This is a genomic window from Streptomyces colwelliae (genome assembly GCF_048158785.1).
GTDB lineage: Bacteria > Actinomycetota > Actinomycetes > Streptomycetales > Streptomycetaceae > Streptomyces.
The window spans coordinates 1-16,607 of record NZ_JBLTJC010000234.1 but is presented as its reverse complement, the minus strand read 5'-3'; the positions used below and the strand labels follow the sequence as shown (position 1 = coordinate 16,607).

Sequence of the window (16,607 nt, the reverse complement as noted above, 5' to 3'; positions counted from 1 at the left end):
GAGGGACGCGGTCGCGGACCGTGCGTCGGCGTCAGACGCCGTGGTACGAGCCGCCGTTGATCTGGAGAATCTGCGAGGTGACATAGCCGCCGGGCTTCGAGCACAGGTAGAAGCCGAGCTCCGCGACGTCCATCGGATCTCCCGCGCGTCCCAGCGCGGTCTGCCGGACGAGCATGGACTCCCGCGCGGCGGGCAGGGTGCCGCCGAAGAGATCGGTGTCCGCGACGTAGCCCGGCGCGATCACGTTGGCGCTGATGCCGCGTGGCCCCAGCCGCGCCGAGAGGTTGTGGACGTACGAATGGAGGGCCGCCTTCGCGGCGCCGTACCCACCCGTCCCGCCGGACCCCCGGTACGCGGCGATGGAGCTGTACAGCACGACGCTGCCGTCGTCGGCCAGGAGAGGGAGCAGGCCCTCCACGGCGATGACGGAGGTCATGACGTTCGCCTGGTACGCCGCCTGCCACTCCGTCAGGACCTGCTTGACGTCGTTCTCGTCCATGCCCTCGGACGGCGGGACCGCACCCGCGCAGCACAGCAGCCCGCTCACGGGCAGCCCCGCCGCACCGACACGGTCACGCAGGAGCTCCGCCGACCCGGGGTCGGACATGTCGAGGGCGAGCGGCTCGACGTCCGCTCCCGGCACGCTCGACTCGATCTCCCGGACCGCCTGGGCGAGACGCTTCTCCTGACGTGCGATCAGGAGCACCTTGTCGTCGTTCTCGGCGAACCGCTTCGCCGTTGCCTTGCCGATGCCGGCGCTCGCGCCGGTCACCACGATCAACCTGGACAGAGTGGAACCCTCCAATGATTTGTCGTTCCGGACAGTTGTGGGTTGGGTTTGCGCATGGCGCAGGGAATTCGAAAAGGGATTTCACGAGAGGAGTCGAGGGCGGTCAGAGTTCCGCGAAAAGGGAATCCCGGTCCGGTTTTCCGGTGGAAGTCCTCGGGATGTCCGCCAGTTCCACGATCCGCGACGGGCCGGGGAAATCCCGGAGAGCCGCTCTGATGTCCGCGACGCCCGCGCCCGCGCCCACGCCCGCGCCCACTCCCACGCCGTCACTCCGGCGGGACCAGAAGACCACGTATCCCTCTCCGGCGATCGAGTCGCCGGAAAGCGGGAGCGTGGCGCATTCCGCCTGCGGCAGACGTGCGTTCAGTTGCTCGTCGACCCTGGCGAGATGCACTTTGACGCCGTTCACCTTGATGAGGGAGCCGCTGCGCCCGACGAGTCGGAAAGCACGGGGGCCGGTGAATTCCACCAGGTCGCCCGTGGCCCACCGGTCGGGCGGTCGTGTCCCGCTCTCCGGCCGGGCCAGACGCGGGCTGCGGACCACCAGTTCCTCCGCCGCGCCGGCCGGTGGGCCGGGGGCACGGACGAAGGACACGTCGGGGAGGGCCTGCCACGGGCCGGCGCCGTCTCCCTCGGGGGCGATCGGACGGTGGGCGAGGCCTCCGGTCTCGGTCGACCCCAGGATCTCGTGTGCCCGGAGCAGCGGAGCGGCTCGGCGGACGAGTTCGTGGGCGGTGGGGGGCGGGGCCGCCGCGCTGTGCAGGGCGACGACCGAACCCGCGCGCTCCAGCAGCGGCAGCCCGCGGCGCAGCAGGTCCCAGGCCATCGGGATGCAGACCACCAGGACCCGCTCGCCGGGGGAGACCGGCAGGGGCGCGAACGGATCGGCCCACGCCTGGTGGACCGGAACCTCCGCCATGCGCGGCAGCCACTGCCCGAACAGGGCGCCGAACAGGTGCCGCGGCGGGGCGTAGTTGACCACGCGATCGACGGGGCCGACGAGACGCGTGCCGATCAGCTCCACCTCGCGCTCCATCTGGCGGGGGAGCCGGAACCAGTGGCGTGCCGCTCCCGTACTGCCGGACGTGTCGAAGCGGATCTCGCCCGGGCCCTCGGCGGGGGACTCCTCCGTACGAGCGGCCGTCTTTGTCATACGGCCTGGTCCTCGACGGTCTCGCGCACGTACTCGGTGGTCCGGTCGAGCGTGCTGAACCAGTAGCGCACGTCGTCGCCGACGAAGTCGACCTCGATGCCGAACTCGCTCTCGACGGCGTTGACGTACTCCAGGGCCGCCAGGCTGTCGAAGCCCGGCAGGGCGTCGGTCAGGTCCGCGTTGACGGCCAGGGTCCTGGCGGCGTCGCCGAAGCGCTTCTCCAGGACGGCCTGGACACGGGTGCTGATCTCGCCGCGGTCAGTGGTGTGCATGTCGGAGACCTTTCTCTTCATCGCGGTCGACAGCGGGCGGTTCGCCGCTCGTCATCGACCCCGATTCCAGGTAGAACACCCGGTCGGGCCGGGTGGGTTCGAACCGGACCATCAGGTGGGCGGCGTCCGCGTCGAGACCGAGCGTCGCCCGGACCTCCTCGGCCAGTTCGGCCCGGTACGTGTGATCGCGGCCGGGATGGACGTGGCACACGACGGACGCCCACCCGGCGTGCCCGTCCTGGCTCGTGTCGTCCTTGTAGGTGGTCAGCGGCATCCCGCCGGCGAAGTACGCCATGGGCTCCGCGGTACGGAAGGACACCACGACGTGCGCGGCGTCCGAACCGTGCGCGGCCATCCACCGGGTGAGGCGCAGCGCGACCTTCAGTCGCGCGGAGGGGGTCAGCGGGGTACTGGTCACATCGACGGTCGGCACGGTGCGCCTTTCACGAGAGGGCCAGCGGGGGCAGGTCGTGCCGCCCGTGCGACAGCCGCAGTTCCAGGCGGCGCCCCAGGCAGTCCGCGAGCGGGCCGCGGCTCGTCGCCATCAGCGGGGTCCAGGCGAACCCGGCGTCCGTCGTCCGCACGCTGTCCAGGAACCTCGCCAGGTGGCCGGCGTCCCACTCGACGCCGAACGCGTCCGCCGCCAGCAGGGCTTCGTAAGTGCTCAACAGGTCGGGGACCCGGTTGCCCTCGTTCGCGAAACCGCCGCCGCGGACCCGGTGCCGGGCGAGGGCCTCGACGACGTGGGCAGCGTCGGCCCCGGTCGCCCGGCGCAGCGCCCTGAGCGCCTGCAAGGTGGCCCGCAGTGTGGGTCGGCCGCCGGGCACGTCGGCGTACCGGCCGGGTGCCGTTTCGCAGCCGGCCACGTACTCGGCGACGCCCCGCAGGCCGGCGGTGACGGATGCCGCCTCGGTCCGGTGCAGGATCTCGGCGGCCGCGCTCGTCGACACCATGTCCGACGCGCGGCCCTCCCAGTACCCGAACCCGCCGTCGGGGTTCTGGATGGCACCGGTGAGCCAGTCCGCGATCGCGGCGCGGGCCGGGGCGTCGTCCTCGAACGCCCCCGCCGACAGGGCCCAGAGGGTGCAGCGCACCTCGCTCCCGCGTCCGGGCATGTACATGATGCCGTTCTCGTTCGGCAGCATGCAGCTCTCCGTCCAGCGCAGCGCGTCCCGTTCGCCGCCGGCCGGGAAGCGGCGGGCCAGCAGGTGGGCGGAGGTCGTGAGCACGTCCGAGGCGAGTTCGGGAGCGCGATAGGTGAAGCCGCCCTGCCCGGTGCGGAAGGACAGCACCGTCCCGACCACCCCGTCGGCGATGTCATCGAGCCCGGCGCCGAGTTCGCGCAGTGCTCCCACGGCGCAGAACGCGGCCCACACGTCCGGCACCGGATAGCCCGGCCACCGGGTGAACGACCCGTCCGGTCCCCGCCGGTCCAGAATCCAGGCGACGCAGCCCTCGGGGTCCCGCGGCAGCTCGTCGAGGCGGCTCAGGGCACCGGTGGCCCGGAACGTCGCCCACAGGCAGTCCGTGTCGTCGCCGTCCTGGAAGGTGAATCCGCCGGACGCGCTCTGCCGGTCCCTGAGCCAGCCCGTCAGCCGCTCGCGGTCCCACGGCAGCGGGCCCTCGCCACCGGTGGCCGTCCGCCAGGCGGTCACGGCGTAGTAGCAGGCCCGCACGTCGGACGTGCCGTCCTTCGCGTGGGCCGGACTCCAGGCCAGTCCGCCGTCCTCGGCCTGTAGCGCAGCCAGCCAGTCGAACAGCGTCTCCGGGGGGCGCTCACCGTAGATCTCCACCAGCGTGCGCACGGCGTAGTAGGTGGCCCACACGTCCGACGCCTGACCGGGTGTCATCGCGAACCCGCCGTCCGCGTGGGCGGCGCTCCACACCCACGCGGAACTCGAGGCGCCGACCGCCCCGCCGCTGCCGGCCGGCAGATCGGCCATGGCCTGGGTGCAGTAGTAGGTGGCCCAGGCGTCGGAGCTCATGCCGGCCGACCAGGCGTACCCGCCGTCGGAGTTCTGCCGGGAGGAGAGGAAACCGGCGACGGCCTCGGGGGCCGGCAGTTCGTCGACGCGGTCGAGCCAGCGCAGGGTCCGTACGGCCGCGTAGGTGCACCACAGGTCGGACTCCCCGGAGACGACCCCGGACGACCGCCGCAGCATGTCGTAGGTCATGCCGGCACCCCCTCGCCGACGATCCGGAAGTTGGAGCGCTTCCAGCTCTTCTGGGAACCGCCGCTCTTCGTCGTCACCGGCAGCCGGTTGACGAACCGGACCTCGTCCCACCGGAAGCCGAGGCGTTCGTTCGTACGCCGCTGGATGAGGTCGTTCTTCGCGGACTCGGCGTCCCGGTCGGTGCCCGGATCGCGCTCCAGCAGCAGCCGGGCCCAGGTGCCGCGCTCGTCGACCTCGATCAGGTAGCCCATGACATCGCGGTTCGCGTAGACGACGCCTTCGAGATCGCGGGTGCGCACCCGGCTGCCCTTGATCTCGGTGCCGTCGCTGCCCCGCCCGTGGACCGTCACCACGGTGGTGTCCTCGCCGCAGGGGCAGCCGTCCGTCAGGGACACCTCGTCGCCCATGTCGAGGCGGATCAGGGGGCGGGCGTCGTTGTTGAGCGGGGTGACGACGAGCCGGCCGTCGCGTCCCGGCTCGGCGGGCGCGATGCCGTCCTCGTCCGCGATCTCGAAGTAGTTGGCCCCGCGCAGCAGGTGCAGCCGGTCCTGCGCGCAGCACGCGGCCAGTGTGCCGCTCTCCGTGCTGCCGTAACTCGCGTCGTAGGCACGCGCGTTCCACCACTGGCCGGCCATGGCGCGCAGCTCCGGGGTACTCACCTCGCCGAGCAGCATGAGGCGGTCGACGGACTCGCTCAACCGGTCCAGCAGGCCGCGCCTCCTGACGACCTGGGAGAACTCCAGGAGCACACCGGGCGCCACGAACAGCACGGTCGGCCGGAAGACCTCCCACAGGCCGACGATGCGGTCCCAGTCGGAGATGCCGGTGGTGTACGGATAGGCCTTGACGTGGGGAATCCCCAGGAACTCGCAGACACCGACCATCAGATCGGCCACCGGCACGATGTCCGAGGGCAGCAGGATCAGGGCGCGATGGCCGCCGTCCGCGAGCATCGTGCGCCAGGTCTCGGCGACGGACACGGTGTTGGCGATCATGTCCTGGGCCGTGCGGGGCGTGGGCGTGGGGGACCCTGTCGTCCCCGTGGTCTGGTAGTACTTCAGCCCCGCGTCGACCGGTACCCGCAGATAGTCGAGAGGCCGGGACTTGAGATCGTCCTTCGACGTCGCCTGCCGGTCCAGGAACGCCGGCATCGAGAACGTGCCGAGCGAGGCGTACGCGGAGGTCTGCTCCGCGCGGTGCCAGACCTCGGCCAGCTTCGACGCGTAGTAGGCGCCGTCGGACGGGGACGCGCGGCGGTGGGCGGTCACCTCCTGCTGTATCCGCTCCATGAAGTCGAGGTCGCTCCGAGAGTTGATCTTCACGTGACACTCCTTTTCTCGTCGGCAAGTGCCAGCCCCTTGGCGCGCATCAGGAACTCGCCGAGGAAGCCGTCGTGCGGTACGTCCGGATGGGTCCACGAGGTCGGCCTGCCGCGGTACACGTTCGAGACCGAGGTGAGCTCCGAGGCCTCGGCGACCAGCCCCGGGTCCCCGGTGTGCAGCGACAGCACCAGCGAGCCGTCGAGGACGTCCACGGCGGCCCGCCGGAACGGTGCGACCCACACACACGGAAAGGGCAGCTCGTACGACAGCAGCGGGTCCCTCGGTGACGCCAGCTCCACGACGGCGGGCGTCACCGTCGCCAGGGAGCCCTCGTCGCCCGCGCCGCCGAGCCGTTCGACGCGCGGCGCCAGGTGCACGGTCGCGTCCGTGGCCCGGTCCAGGACCGCCGTCACCAGGCGTCGCGCGGTGTCCTCGGGCATGCACGGCAGGAGAGCCCCGTCGTCCACCTGCCGAGCCGGTGCCACCGTGCTGAGCGCGGCGGCCAGTTCGGCGGCGAAACCCGCCGGATCCTCCTCGACCAGCACACCCGTGGTCGCGGTGCACGCGGTTCCCGCGTGATGGAGCGCGCCCGCGCGGGCGAGACCGAGCCCCGCGCGCCGGTCCGCGTCGGCGGTCACGACCAGTTTCGAGCGGCCCGGGCCCTGCGTCCGGACATCGGCACGGTCGCGGTACCTGTCCACGACGTCCTGACCGCCGTACACCACGGCGCGGTCCGCGCGCTCGACGAGCAGATCCGCCGTCGCGTGGTCGCAGGGCGCCATGACCAGCTGCGTCGCCGGTATCCCGGCTTCGCGCAGCGCGGTCACGAGGCGGAGCGGGGTCAGCGGGTCCCGGTTGGAGGGGCGGACGACGACTCGGTAGCCGAGGGCCAGCGCCTCGGGCCACATGGCGTGCACCCCGGGGCTGTTGCCGGCCGCCTGCACGGCGAGGACGTCTCCGGCGCGGCGCCACACGGCGCCCGCCGACGGTGTGTCCGGTACGGCGGTACCGACCGGGGCGCAGCCCGTGGGCCGCGCCGCGAACGGCATGCGTCCCACGTCGCGCAGGGTCGCCGTGATGAGTCCGTCGCACTCGCGCACGACGGCGAGGGGTGTGCCCGTCAGCTCCGAGACCCGCCGCTCGTGGGCCGGCAGATCGTCCCCCAGGATCTCGTGGCCCTCGAAGACGTCGGCCGCCTTCGCGAGGACGGCCGCCGTCTCCGTGACGGGCAGCGGCGCGCTGCCGCGCAGCTGATCGATCCAGTGGGAGACGACCAGGCCCGGGACCGACGTCAGTTCGAGTGCCGGGATGCCGGCGGCGTCCGGCACGGTGGTGCGGTTCCGCGTCCGATAGGGCCCGGTCGGACCCAGCGCGGGGATGTCCAGCATGCTCGCTCTCCTGTTCCTTGCGGCGAGGCACGGGGCGTGCGGTGACGCGGGGCGCCGTGCGGTGTCGAGCGGTGTCGAGCGGGGTCAGGTCGCGGTGGCCGTCACGGCGCGGCGCCTGCGGGCCGAGGCCGCGAGATCCCGGAGTACGTCCACGGTGGTGTCCCACCCCATGCACGAGTCGGTGATGCTCTGGCCGAACACCGGCTCCCCGGGCCCGAGTTCCTGCCGCCCGGGGATCAGGAAGCCCTCCAGCATGACCCCGCGGATCTCCGGGTCACCGGTCGCGACCTGCGCCCCTATCTCCCGCGCGACCAGGGCCTGCCGCTCGTGGTCCTTGCCGCTGTTGCCGTGGCTGGCGTCGATGACCAGACCTGTCGGCAGTGCGGCCGAGGACAGCAGACGGGCCGCCTCGCGCACGTCCTCGGCGCGGTAGTTGGGCCGGCCCGCCGCACCCCGGAGCACCACATGGCAGTCGGGGTTCCCGCTCGTGCGCAGGGCGACCGGCCCACCGTCCCGGTCGAGGCCGAGGTAGGCGTGCGGGGCGGCCGCGGACCGGATGGCGTCGACGGCGACGCCCACCGATCCGGTGCTGCCGTTCTTCATGCCCACGGGCATGGGAAGACCACTCGCCAGTTGCCGGTGCACCTGGCTCTCCACGGTCCGCGCGCCGATGGCGCCCCAGGAGATCAGGTCGGCCAGGTACGCCGGAGCCGCCGGGCTCAGCCATTCCGTCGCGATGGGCAGCCCCAGTTCGGCGATCTCCAGCATGAGCGCGCGGACCGTGCGAAGTCCCCGGTCGAGATCCAGGCTGCCGTCCAGCGCCGGGTCGGTGAGCAGCCCCGTCCAACCGACCGTCGTGCGGGGTTTCTCGACGTAGACCCGCATGACGACCGCCAGGTCGTCGGCGAGGTCTGCGGCCAGTTCGCTCAGCGACTTCGCGTACGCCAGGCCGGCGTCCACGTCGTGGATCGAGCACGGGCCGACCACGGCGAGCAGCCGGTCGTCGTCACCGCTCAGCACACGGCGGGTCGTGCGACGGCCGGCGCTCACCGAACGCGCCGCGGCCTCGGTCAGCGGGAGCGCGCTCAGGAGTTCGTCGGGGGTGCTCGCCGAATGCGTGCGGTACTGCCCACCGACGCCTCCCGAGGAGACCGGTTCGACCACGGAATCGGGTTCTGTCCCGGTCGGCATGTGAAGGCTCTGCATCGTTCCTCAATTCGTTCTACTCGGCGCAGAAGTCGTGTGTCGGCAACGAAAAGACGGATCGGAATGGGGTGTTGACGGAGATGCCGCGGTGGACCGTCCGGCGGGCACATGAACGACCGTGCCGCATCCGCGAGTCGGCCCGCCACCTGTGCCGCGTGCAGCAAGTTGTTGTGCACCTAGCTGCACCGGGGACGGTTGTCCGATGCGCGGTCGCGTCGATCTGGACCCGCCGAGGGCGCCCGGTCGCGACGTCGTCCGCCTCCGGGAATGACGGCGGCCCCACCCCGGTTGCCACGGTCATGACGACGAGCGCGCCACGCCCCGAGGTCCTGCGATACACCGCCTTCTCCAGCGACCCGGCCGGCGGAAACCCCGCGGGCGTAGTCCTGGACGCCACCGCTCTGGACGACAGCGCCATGCTGGCCGTCGCCGCCGACCTCGGGTACTCGGAGTCCGCGTTCCTGACCGCGCCCCCGGAGGGCCTCGGCGGTGAGGAAGGGCGGGCGTACACCATCCGGTACTTCAGTCCCAAGGCCGAGGTGCCGTTCTGCGGGCACGCCACCGTCGCGACCGCCGTGGCGCTCGCCGAACGGGTGGGCCCCGGGGAGCTGGTGTTCGCGACACGCGCCGGCACCGTGCCGGTGGACGTGGTCGAGGAGGGCGGGACGCTCCGGGCCACCCTCACCAGCGTCGAACCGCACATCGAGGAGGTCACCGACGCCGATCTCGCGGAGGCGCTGGCCGCGCTCGGCTGGCCGGAGGCCGATCTCGACCCGGCCTTCCCGCCCCGTATCGCCTTCGCCGGTGCCCGTCATCTCGTGCTCGCGGCGGCGACACGCGCCCGACTCGCCGATCTCGCCTACGACTTCGCCCGCCTCGAAGCCCTGATGCACCAACTGGACCTGACCACCGTCCAGTTGGTGTGGCGGGAGTCGGCCACCGTCTTCCACGTCCGTGACCCCTTCCCCGTCGGCGGCGTCGTCGAGGACCCGGCGACCGGCGCCGCGGCCGCCGCGTTCGGGGCGTACGCGCGTCAACTCGGCCTGGTCCCCGAGGACGTCGTCCTCACCCTGCACCAGGGCGAGGACCTGGGCCGCCCCGGCGAACTCACCGTGACGCTGCGCGCGGGCGACCCGCGTGTGCGTGTGGGCGGCGCGGGAGCACGCATCGGCTGAAGCGCCGACACAGGTGGCCCCGTGGTCACGGAGCCATGTATCCCCGTGGCTACGGAGCACCGCTGTTCCTCAGTCTCCGGGCTCGTGCCCATCCGCTCCCCGGTCCTCCATGTCAGAGGCCCGTGGCACGATCCCGGGCATGACATCGATCGACGAAGCGCTCGTTCTTGAGACGGCCGCCGAACACGGCGTTCCCGGGCCTGTCGTACGGGAGTTGATGGCCCGGGCGCGGCCGTGCCTCTACCTGGTGCCGTACGAAGAAGTGCCTGAGTCGCGTCGGGAGGACGTCCGTCCGGCGGCGCGGACGGGCGGGCTTCCCGCGCTGCCGGACGGGGTGGAGTGGCCCGACGGGAGGGAGCCGCTTGTGCTGAGTGTCGACTGCGCGGCCCTGCCTCACGGTGTCCTGGACATCGAACTGCCCGCCGATGGGCACCTGTTGTTGTTCACGGAGATCGAGTACCCGCCGGAGCGCTCCGTGGTGCTCCACATACCGGCCGGAGTACGCACGACGGAGCGCCCCGCGTCGTACGAACTGGGCGGTGAGGTAGGGGAGATCAGGGTCTATGAACCACGCGTCCTCCATCCCGTCGCCGGACTGACCTTCGACGGCGAGTGGGAAGGGGGCCCGCAGATCAGCGCGTTCCTGGACGGTGACGGTGACGGTGGCCAGGACGCGCTGGACGGTTTCGAGGAAGCCGTCGGCGACCTGGCCTTCGGCGGGCCTCGTCCCGGCGTCTGTGTGCGGATCGGCGGGTTCTCCGACCCGTGGGACATGGCACCGGACACCGACGGACTCGTGCTCTTCGCGCAGTTGGCAGGGCAGGCGATCGACTACGACGTGTTCACCATGAACCTCATCGTGGGCACACGGGAGGACATCGCCGCGCGGGAGTACGCCGGGCTCCGGTACGAGCAGCAGTGCTGATCACCGATGACCACCCTTCGGGGAGCTCACCGGGCGTCCGCCCCGACGAGTTCGGCGGTCGCGTCCCACAGCCGGCCTGCGATGGCTGCGTCGAGGCCGGCCTTGCTCTGCCGGCGTACGGCGGGGGAGCCCCGGAAGCCGCCCAGGCCGTCCGGGCCGATGTAGGAGTTGCCGGGGACGTCCTGGGTCGCGGCGTAGAGCAGGGAAAGTGCGCCGCGCTCGGGGTCGTTGGTGAGGAACGTGAAGCGGTTGACGACGTTCGACCGGGAGTGGGCCGCCAGCGAGGTGCGGGCGATGCCCGGACTGGCCAGAACCGAGCGAACCGGACTGCCCGCGGCGGTCAGCCGGCGCTGGAGCTCCAGCGAGAACAGGACGACCGCGAGTTTCGACGCCTGGTAGGCCTGCATCCCGTTGTGCCTGCGCGTGCGCCAGTCGAGGTCGGCCAGGTCGATCCTGCCCTGTTTGTGCAGTTCGCTCGTGACGTGCACCACGCGGTCGGTGATGTGCTGGAGGAGCAGGGTGGTCAGCAGGAAGGGGCCGGTGTGGTTGGTGGTGGTCTGGAGGTCCAGGCCGTCGGCCGTGCGCGCGGCCGGGATGTCCATCACGCCGGCGTTGTTGACCAGGATGTCGAGGTCGCCGGACCAGGCGTCGGCGAAGGCGCGCACCGAGGTCAGGTCCGACACGTCGAGCGGGCGGACGTCGAAGGTGCCGGGCAGGCCGGCGACGGCACGGCGGGCCTTGCCGGTGTCGCGTACCCCGAGCACGACACGGGCACCCACGCGAGCGAGTTCGCGTGCCGTGATCAGGCCGAGGCCACGGCCGGCGCCGGTGATCACCACCGTACGGCCGGTCAGGTCCGGGAGGTCGTGCGCGGTCCAACTGGGCATACGGGTCATGGGACTTGGCTCCTGGTTCGCTGTCATGAGTGACTGCTGATCGCATCGCCAGTGAACTCGCCGCACCACGGGCGCCGGAAGGACATCCGCAACCACTGAACGGCAGGTCGTGGCTGAGCCGAGCCGTATGGCCAACGATGAGGACCATGGACCACACGTTCGACCGCTCGTCCCTAGGCACCTTCCTGCGCACCCGGCGATCGGCCCTGCAACCCGAGGACGTCGGGCTGCGCCGGGGGCAACGCCGGCGCGCTCCGGGCCTGCGCCGCGAGGAGGTGGCGGAGCTGTGCACCATGTCCGCCGACTACTTCGCCCGGCTGGAGCGCGGCGACGGACCGCAGCCCTCGGAGCAGATGCTCGCGGCCATCGCCCGCGGCCTGCGGCTGACCCCGGACGAACGCGATCACCTCTTCCTGCTCGCCGGGTACCGAACCGCCCGCCGCGGCCTGCGACTTCAGCATGTGAGCCCCGGGCTGATGCGGGTCATGGACGGCCTGGCCGGCACCACCGCGCAGGTCATGGGGCCGCTGGGGGAGACGCTGCTCCAGACGCCGTCCGCCGTGGCGCTGCTCGGCGAGCAGACCCACTACACCGGCAACTCCCGCAGTGCGACCTACCGTTGGTTCACCGACCCGGCCGCCCGTGAGCGCTACGACCCCGAGGACCACGACGACAACAGCCGGACCAACGTCGCGCTGCTGCGCGCGGCGGTCACCCGGGACGGGCCCGGCTCTCCCGCGGCGGGTCTGGCGGACGTCCTGCTGCGCACCAGTGACGAGTTCGCCCGGCTGTGGGAGCGGCACGAGGTGGGCCTGCGCTGGAGCGAGACCAAGCGGTTCGTCCATCCCCAGGTCGGACGGTTGGACCTCTACTGCCAACTCCTGCTGGAGCCCGACCAGGGCCAGTCGCTGCTCGTCTTCACCGCGACCCCGGGCACGGAAAGCCACCAGAAACTGGCCCTCCTCACGGTGCTGGGCACCGACCGGTTCGCCACCGGCGCCGAGTGATCCGGCGGATCCGCCGGTGTGACCCGTGGGGCCGGAGTGACGTAAGCGCAGGTTGGTGCGGCGGAATCGTCGCCTCCTCCCCGCGGAAGTGGCTGATGTTCGTCGGTTGAACGTAGGTCAGGGAACTGGGCGGGCCCACTTATCGGTCAGCCGGAACGTGACTGATTGTCGATGTGAGCTGTGCTACGTCTGTCCGGCATGTGCCTGGTGGGCAGGCCTCTGTCCGTATTGGGTGCCTGTTGTTCGCCCTTGGTCGGTTTCTCTTCGTGACGTGTCCTGATGAGACCATGTCGTGGCTCATATCGCACAGTTGGGAGTCCCCGCAAGGCGCCGGGTTTCAGTCAACCTCGTATGGTGATCTTGGCTGAGATGGGTCGACAAGTAGACAATATTTCGGGCAGGCGCCCAAGGGCGACGAACCACTGCCCGACGAACGACCTCCGGATCATGCCGGACACGGAGGCAGCGTGCAGGAGGGGTTGTGGAACGCTATTTCACCAGCGGGTGGCACGAGGACCTGCGCCAACGGGTGCGCGAGTTCGCCGAACGTGAGGTACGTCCGCGGATAGCTGAGATGGAGAGCTCGCGCACCGTTGCGCACGAGCTGTCCAGTCTCATCGCCCGGCAGGGCTGGATCGGCGTGACCATTGGGAAAGAGTACGGCGGAATGGGCGCCGGGCACCTGGCCAAGACCATCACCATCGAAGAACTCGCCCGTGTATGCGGTGCTATGGGAGCCATGGTTCAGGCCTCCCAGCTCGGTGTGGCAAAGATCATTCACTTCGGGAACGCGGAGCAGAAGCGGAAGTGGCTGCCGCGCATCGCCGCCGGCGAGTGCCTCCCGACCATCGCCGTGACCGAACCGGAGTCCGGCGGCCACGTGTTGGGGATGGGCAGCACCGCCGTCCGGGACGGTGACGACTACATCCTCAACGGCCGCAAGGTCTTCGTCGGCAACAGCCACGTGGGCGACGTGCACGGCGTGGTCGTGCGCACCGGTGAGGGATCGAAGGGGCTGTCGGCCTTCCTCGTCGAGTCCGACCGCCCCGGCTTCTCACTCGGTGAGCAGGTGCCCGCGATGGGCCTGCACGGCTTCAGCTTCGGCGAGATCATCTACGAGAACTGCCGCGTACCGGCGGCCAATCGGCTCGGCGAGGAGGGCCAGGGCCTGGCCGTCGCCTACTCCTCCAGCATCCTCTACGGCCGGCCCAACCTCACGGCCGTCTCCCTCGGCATCCACCAGGCCGCCTTCGAGGAGACGACGGCCCTGTGCATCGAGCGTGAGCGCTTCGGAGCACCGCTCGGCGACCTCACCAACATCAAGCTCAAGCTGGGCCGGATGAAGTCCCGGCTGATGACGGCCCGTCTGGCCGCCTACCACGCCGTCCACCTCCTCGACCAAGGGCTGTCCTGCGACGCGGAGTTGATGAACGCCAAACTCCTCAACGTCGAGGCGGCCGTCGACTCCGCCCGTGACAGCATGGAGATCCACGCGGCCAGCGGCCTGTTCACCGACCGCCCCGTGGAGCGCTATCTGCGCGACGCCCACCACATCTACGCCCCCGCCGGCACCTCCGACATCCAGCTGCTGAGGCTGGGCGAGGTGGCCCTCGGCACGGCCAAGGGCCAGTGGTCCGAGCGACTGGCCGACCTCGTGCGGACCGTCCAACCCCAGCGCCGCCTCGGGCAGTTGGAGACGGCCGGGCACGCGGGCTGAACACCGGGGAGCCACGGACACAGCGTCGTGCCCGCGGCTCCCGTACTTGAACGCCCTTCGCCCCGGCGGCTGCCTCGGCAGCAGGCTCAGATCCCGCCCCGGGTCTCCATCGTGTGGAGCCGGTCGACCAGTTGCTGCGCCAGCGACTTGATCGTCGCCAGACCCTCGCGCCCCCACGGATGGGTGTCCGTGTCGACCACGCAGATCGTGCCCAGGGCCATGCCCGTCTTCCAGTCGATCAGCGGCGCGCCCATGTACGAGCGGATGCCTATCTCGTCCACGACGCTGTTCCCCGCGAACCGCGGGTAGTCGCAGACGTCCTCGAGGACCAGCGCCTTCTTGCGCACGACGACGTGCGGGCAGTACCCCTGATCACGCGTCATCGTCCGGCCGACCTCCGGCTGCTCGTCCGGCGCCAGCTGGACGCCCGGACGGCCACCGGCGTAGAGACCGGCGAAGTACTGACGGTTCTCGTCGATGAAGTTGACCATCGAGAACGGCGCACCCGTGACCTGCGCCAGGTTGCGGGCGAACTCGTCGAACTCCGCGATCGGCGCGTCCCCCAGGCCGAGTTCGCGCAGCCGCGCCACCCGGGCGGCCGCCTCCCGGTCCTCGGGCGTCAGCAGCAGATGGCTGGTCGGGTCGTACGAGTTCTGGGTGGAGTAGGGAACCGGGGCTGACATGCAGGCTCCATTCGGTCGCGTCGAGCGTGGCTCAGCGCGACGGGTAAAGCTCCGCGGGCGGGGTGCCGGGAGTCGAGGCGAGCAGATGCTGTACGAGTGCGATCAACACGCGGGTACCGGAGTTGCACTGCCGCGCGTCGCACATCACGACGGGTACGTCGGGCTTGAGATCGAGGGCCGCGCGGATCTCGTCGGACTCGTAGTGATAGGAGCCGTCGAACTCGTTGACGGCCACGATGAAGCCGATGCCACGCCGTTCGAAGAAGTCGACGGCGGCGAAGCAGTGGTCCAGCCGGCGGGTGTCCGCGAGCACCACGGCACCCAGCGCGCCGTTCGACAACTCGTCCCACATGAACCAGAAGCGCTCCTGCCCGGGCGTGCCGAACAGATAGAGGACGTGCTCCTTGTCCAGGGACATCCGGCCGAAGTCCATCGCCACGGTGGTGGTCGACTTGTCCTCGATGCCCACCAGGCTGTCGGTGCGGGCACTGACCGAGGTCAGCAGTTCTTCGGTGCTCAGCGGCTCGATCTCGCTGACCGCACCGACGAACGTGGTCTTGCCGACCCCGAAGCCCCCGGCGATGAGGATCTTCAGGGCGGTGGGGAAGGGGTCAGAGCCGCTTACGTAGTCCATGCAGCACCGCCTCCAGGAGGTTTCGGTCGGTCGGGGAGGCCGCCTCGACGGCGCGCGGCGAGCGCAGGGAGAGCGCCTGGTGCGTCACGAGGTCGGAGAGCAGAACTTTGGTGGTCACCGCGGGCAGGCGCAGATGGGCGGCCACCTCGGCGACCGAGATGGGCGCGTCGCACAGGGTGAGGACCTGGTCGTAGTCGGGCCCCAGATAGCTCTGTGGGCGGGTGCCGGTGGCCATCACCAGGGTGAGCAGGTCGAAGTGCGCCGAGGGGCGGGTACGACCGTTGGTGACGGTGTACGGCCGTATTAACCGCCCTGCCTCGTCGTCGAGCCACGACCCGTCCTCCGCGTCGGACATGGTCAGCGCCTCTGATCCATCGACGAGCCGGCCCCCTGCTGTCGGACCGGCGTGGCGAGATAGGGACGAACACTCTTGACCAGCATGGCCATTTCGTAACCGAGGACGGCCGCGTCGGCCTCCCGGTCGGCCAGCACGGCAAGACAGGCACCGGAGCCCGCGGCGCACACGAACAGCAGGGCGCTGTCCAGCTCCACGACCACCTGCCGCACATCGGCGCCCTGGGCGAACTGCGCGCCCGCGCTGCGGGCCAGCGAGTGCAGACCGGACGCCAGGGCGGCCAGATGCTCGGCCTCGGCGGCCGTATCCAGCCCGTCGGCGGCCTTCGCGAGGCCGTCCGTGCTCAGCAGCACTGCGCTGCGGGTATAGGGGACCCTCTGGACGAGTCCCGCCAGAAGCCAGTCGAGGTTCTGCTGGCCGGCGTGCATGTCGCTCACGGTGGCGTTCTTCTCCTTCGTGCGAGTAACGGAGCCTGCGGTCAGCGAGCGCTGTCAGTGGGAGGCTCGTCGGGTTCGTTGTCGGCGAGGCTGACTCCGCGCCGGAACATGGCCATCAGTCCCGGATCGTGCTCGACCTCTTGTTCCTCGGTCTTGCGCGGGGCCGGACCCTCACGCAGCTCCGGTACGAGGTGCTCCTGCGCGTGCCGCTGGGGCAGGCGCGGCCGCTCGTCCCGGGACTCCCTGCCGTACGGCACGGACCCACGCTCGCGCGGCGCCACCGGATCCACGGTCCGGGGGTGCTGTTGCTGTTGCTGCGGGTGCTGCTGGGGGTGCTGGTGCACGACGGGCATCGGCGCGTTCCCGGTGCGGGCCGACGGCTGGGTGGGCCTGGAGTACAAACCGGGCGACCGTCCGAGCGCCGAGGCCTTCGACTGGCTCCCGCGCGAAGCGCGCTGAACTCCCCGACGCAG

At 70.9% G+C, this 16,607-nt stretch carries 17 protein-coding genes and 1 pseudogene; 4 read left to right on the top strand and 14 right to left on the bottom strand.

The genetic code is table 11. The annotated features are described in order from the left end of the window. Nucleotides 1-31: 31 nt before the first annotated feature. The 8 genes from ACNFOC_RS35805 to ACNFOC_RS35770 all read right to left on the bottom strand — a co-directional run bounded on the left by ACNFOC_RS35805 (nt 32) and on the right by ACNFOC_RS35770 (nt 8,290). Nucleotides 32-775: an SDR family NAD(P)-dependent oxidoreductase gene (locus tag ACNFOC_RS35805; protein ID WP_416963204.1), complete on the bottom strand. Its 744-nt coding sequence runs from the start codon at nt 773-775 to the stop codon at nt 32-34. Between the two features lie 118 nt (nt 776-893). Then, entirely contained in the window at nt 894-1,943 is a 1,050-nt protein-coding gene (locus tag ACNFOC_RS35800) for an acyl-CoA synthetase family protein (RefSeq protein ID WP_416963203.1), read from the bottom strand. Continuing rightward, nucleotides 1,940-2,215 carry an acyl carrier protein gene (locus ACNFOC_RS35795; protein WP_416963202.1) on the bottom strand — a complete coding sequence of 92 codons (276 nt, stop codon included), beginning with the start codon at nt 2,213-2,215 and terminating at the stop codon, nt 1,940-1,942. The genes ACNFOC_RS35800 and ACNFOC_RS35795 overlap by 4 nt, the downstream gene beginning before the upstream one ends. After that, the gene (locus ACNFOC_RS35790) at nt 2,202-2,648 is read right to left on the bottom strand and encodes a hypothetical protein (RefSeq protein WP_416963201.1); all 447 of its coding nucleotides are present in this window, start codon (nt 2,646-2,648) and stop codon (nt 2,202-2,204) included. Before ACNFOC_RS35790 ends, ACNFOC_RS35795 begins: the two co-directional genes overlap by 14 nt. 10 nt (nt 2,649-2,658) lie before the next feature. After that, nucleotides 2,659-4,389 (bottom strand): prenyltransferase/squalene oxidase repeat-containing protein, encoded by a 1,731-nt coding sequence (locus tag ACNFOC_RS35785; RefSeq protein WP_416963200.1) that lies wholly within the window; start codon nt 4,387-4,389, stop codon nt 2,659-2,661. Further along, entirely contained in the window at nt 4,386-5,711 is a 1,326-nt protein-coding gene (locus ACNFOC_RS35780; RefSeq protein WP_416963199.1) for a phenylacetate--CoA ligase family protein, read from the bottom strand. The genes ACNFOC_RS35785 and ACNFOC_RS35780 overlap by 4 nt, the downstream gene beginning before the upstream one ends. After that, nucleotides 5,708-7,099 carry an aldehyde dehydrogenase family protein gene (locus ACNFOC_RS35775; RefSeq protein ID WP_416963198.1) on the bottom strand — a complete coding sequence of 464 codons (1,392 nt, stop codon included), beginning with the start codon at nt 7,097-7,099 and terminating at the stop codon, nt 5,708-5,710. The genes ACNFOC_RS35780 and ACNFOC_RS35775 overlap by 4 nt, the downstream gene beginning before the upstream one ends. A gap of 84 nt (nt 7,100-7,183) precedes the next feature. Next, nucleotides 7,184-8,290 (bottom strand): 3-deoxy-7-phosphoheptulonate synthase, encoded by a 1,107-nt coding sequence (locus ACNFOC_RS35770; protein ID WP_416963197.1) that lies wholly within the window; start codon nt 8,288-8,290, stop codon nt 7,184-7,186. A 314-nt stretch (nt 8,291-8,604) separates the two neighbouring features. Between ACNFOC_RS35770 and ACNFOC_RS35765 the strand changes: the two genes are divergently transcribed. After that, the gene (locus ACNFOC_RS35765; protein WP_416963196.1) at nt 8,605-9,480 is read left to right on the top strand and encodes a PhzF family phenazine biosynthesis isomerase; all 876 of its coding nucleotides are present in this window, start codon (nt 8,605-8,607) and stop codon (nt 9,478-9,480) included. Between the two features lie 139 nt (nt 9,481-9,619). Then, complete coding sequence (locus tag ACNFOC_RS35760; protein ID WP_416963195.1) at nt 9,620-10,405, top strand: YwqG family protein; 786 nt, start codon at nt 9,620-9,622, stop codon at nt 10,403-10,405. Between the two features lie 26 nt (nt 10,406-10,431). Here the strand turns inward: ACNFOC_RS35760 and ACNFOC_RS35755 are convergent, their stop codons facing one another. Then, nucleotides 10,432-11,301: an SDR family NAD(P)-dependent oxidoreductase gene (locus tag ACNFOC_RS35755; RefSeq protein ID WP_416963194.1), complete on the bottom strand. Its 870-nt coding sequence runs from the start codon at nt 11,299-11,301 to the stop codon at nt 10,432-10,434. Between the two features lie 146 nt (nt 11,302-11,447). Between ACNFOC_RS35755 and ACNFOC_RS35750 the strand changes: the two genes are divergently transcribed. Both ACNFOC_RS35750 and ACNFOC_RS35745 read left to right on the top strand, forming a co-directional pair. Next, nucleotides 11,448-12,308, top strand: a complete 861-nt coding sequence (locus ACNFOC_RS35750; protein WP_521985955.1) for a helix-turn-helix transcriptional regulator — start codon at nt 11,448-11,450, stop codon at nt 12,306-12,308. 481 nt (nt 12,309-12,789) lie between these two features. After that, a complete protein-coding gene (locus ACNFOC_RS35745; RefSeq protein WP_416963192.1) occupies nt 12,790-14,025 on the top strand; it encodes an acyl-CoA dehydrogenase family protein in 1,236 nt (411 codons plus the stop codon). 86 nt (nt 14,026-14,111) lie between these two features. Here ACNFOC_RS35745 and ACNFOC_RS35740 read toward each other — a convergent pair whose 3' ends face one another. The 5 genes and pseudogenes from ACNFOC_RS35740 to ACNFOC_RS35720 all read right to left on the bottom strand — a co-directional run. Then, entirely contained in the window at nt 14,112-14,708 is a 597-nt protein-coding gene (locus tag ACNFOC_RS35740; RefSeq protein ID WP_406130201.1) for a GAF domain-containing protein, read from the bottom strand. A 31-nt stretch (nt 14,709-14,739) separates the two neighbouring features. Then, nucleotides 14,740-15,342 carry a GTP-binding protein gene (locus ACNFOC_RS35735; RefSeq protein WP_043677399.1) on the bottom strand — a complete coding sequence of 201 codons (603 nt, stop codon included), beginning with the start codon at nt 15,340-15,342 and terminating at the stop codon, nt 14,740-14,742. Further along, nucleotides 15,320-15,697, bottom strand: coding sequence for a DUF742 domain-containing protein (locus tag ACNFOC_RS35730; RefSeq protein ID WP_384149189.1), 378 nt, complete (start codon nt 15,695-15,697; stop codon nt 15,320-15,322). Before ACNFOC_RS35730 ends, ACNFOC_RS35735 begins: the two co-directional genes overlap by 23 nt. A 2-nt stretch (nt 15,698-15,699) precedes the next feature. Beyond that, nucleotides 15,700-16,125 carry a roadblock/LC7 domain-containing protein gene (locus tag ACNFOC_RS35725; RefSeq protein WP_384149512.1) on the bottom strand — a complete coding sequence of 142 codons (426 nt, stop codon included), beginning with the start codon at nt 16,123-16,125 and terminating at the stop codon, nt 15,700-15,702. A 50-nt stretch (nt 16,126-16,175) separates the two neighbouring features. Next, nucleotides 16,176-16,607, bottom strand: a pseudogene (locus tag ACNFOC_RS35720) (hypothetical protein); the annotation flags it as partial.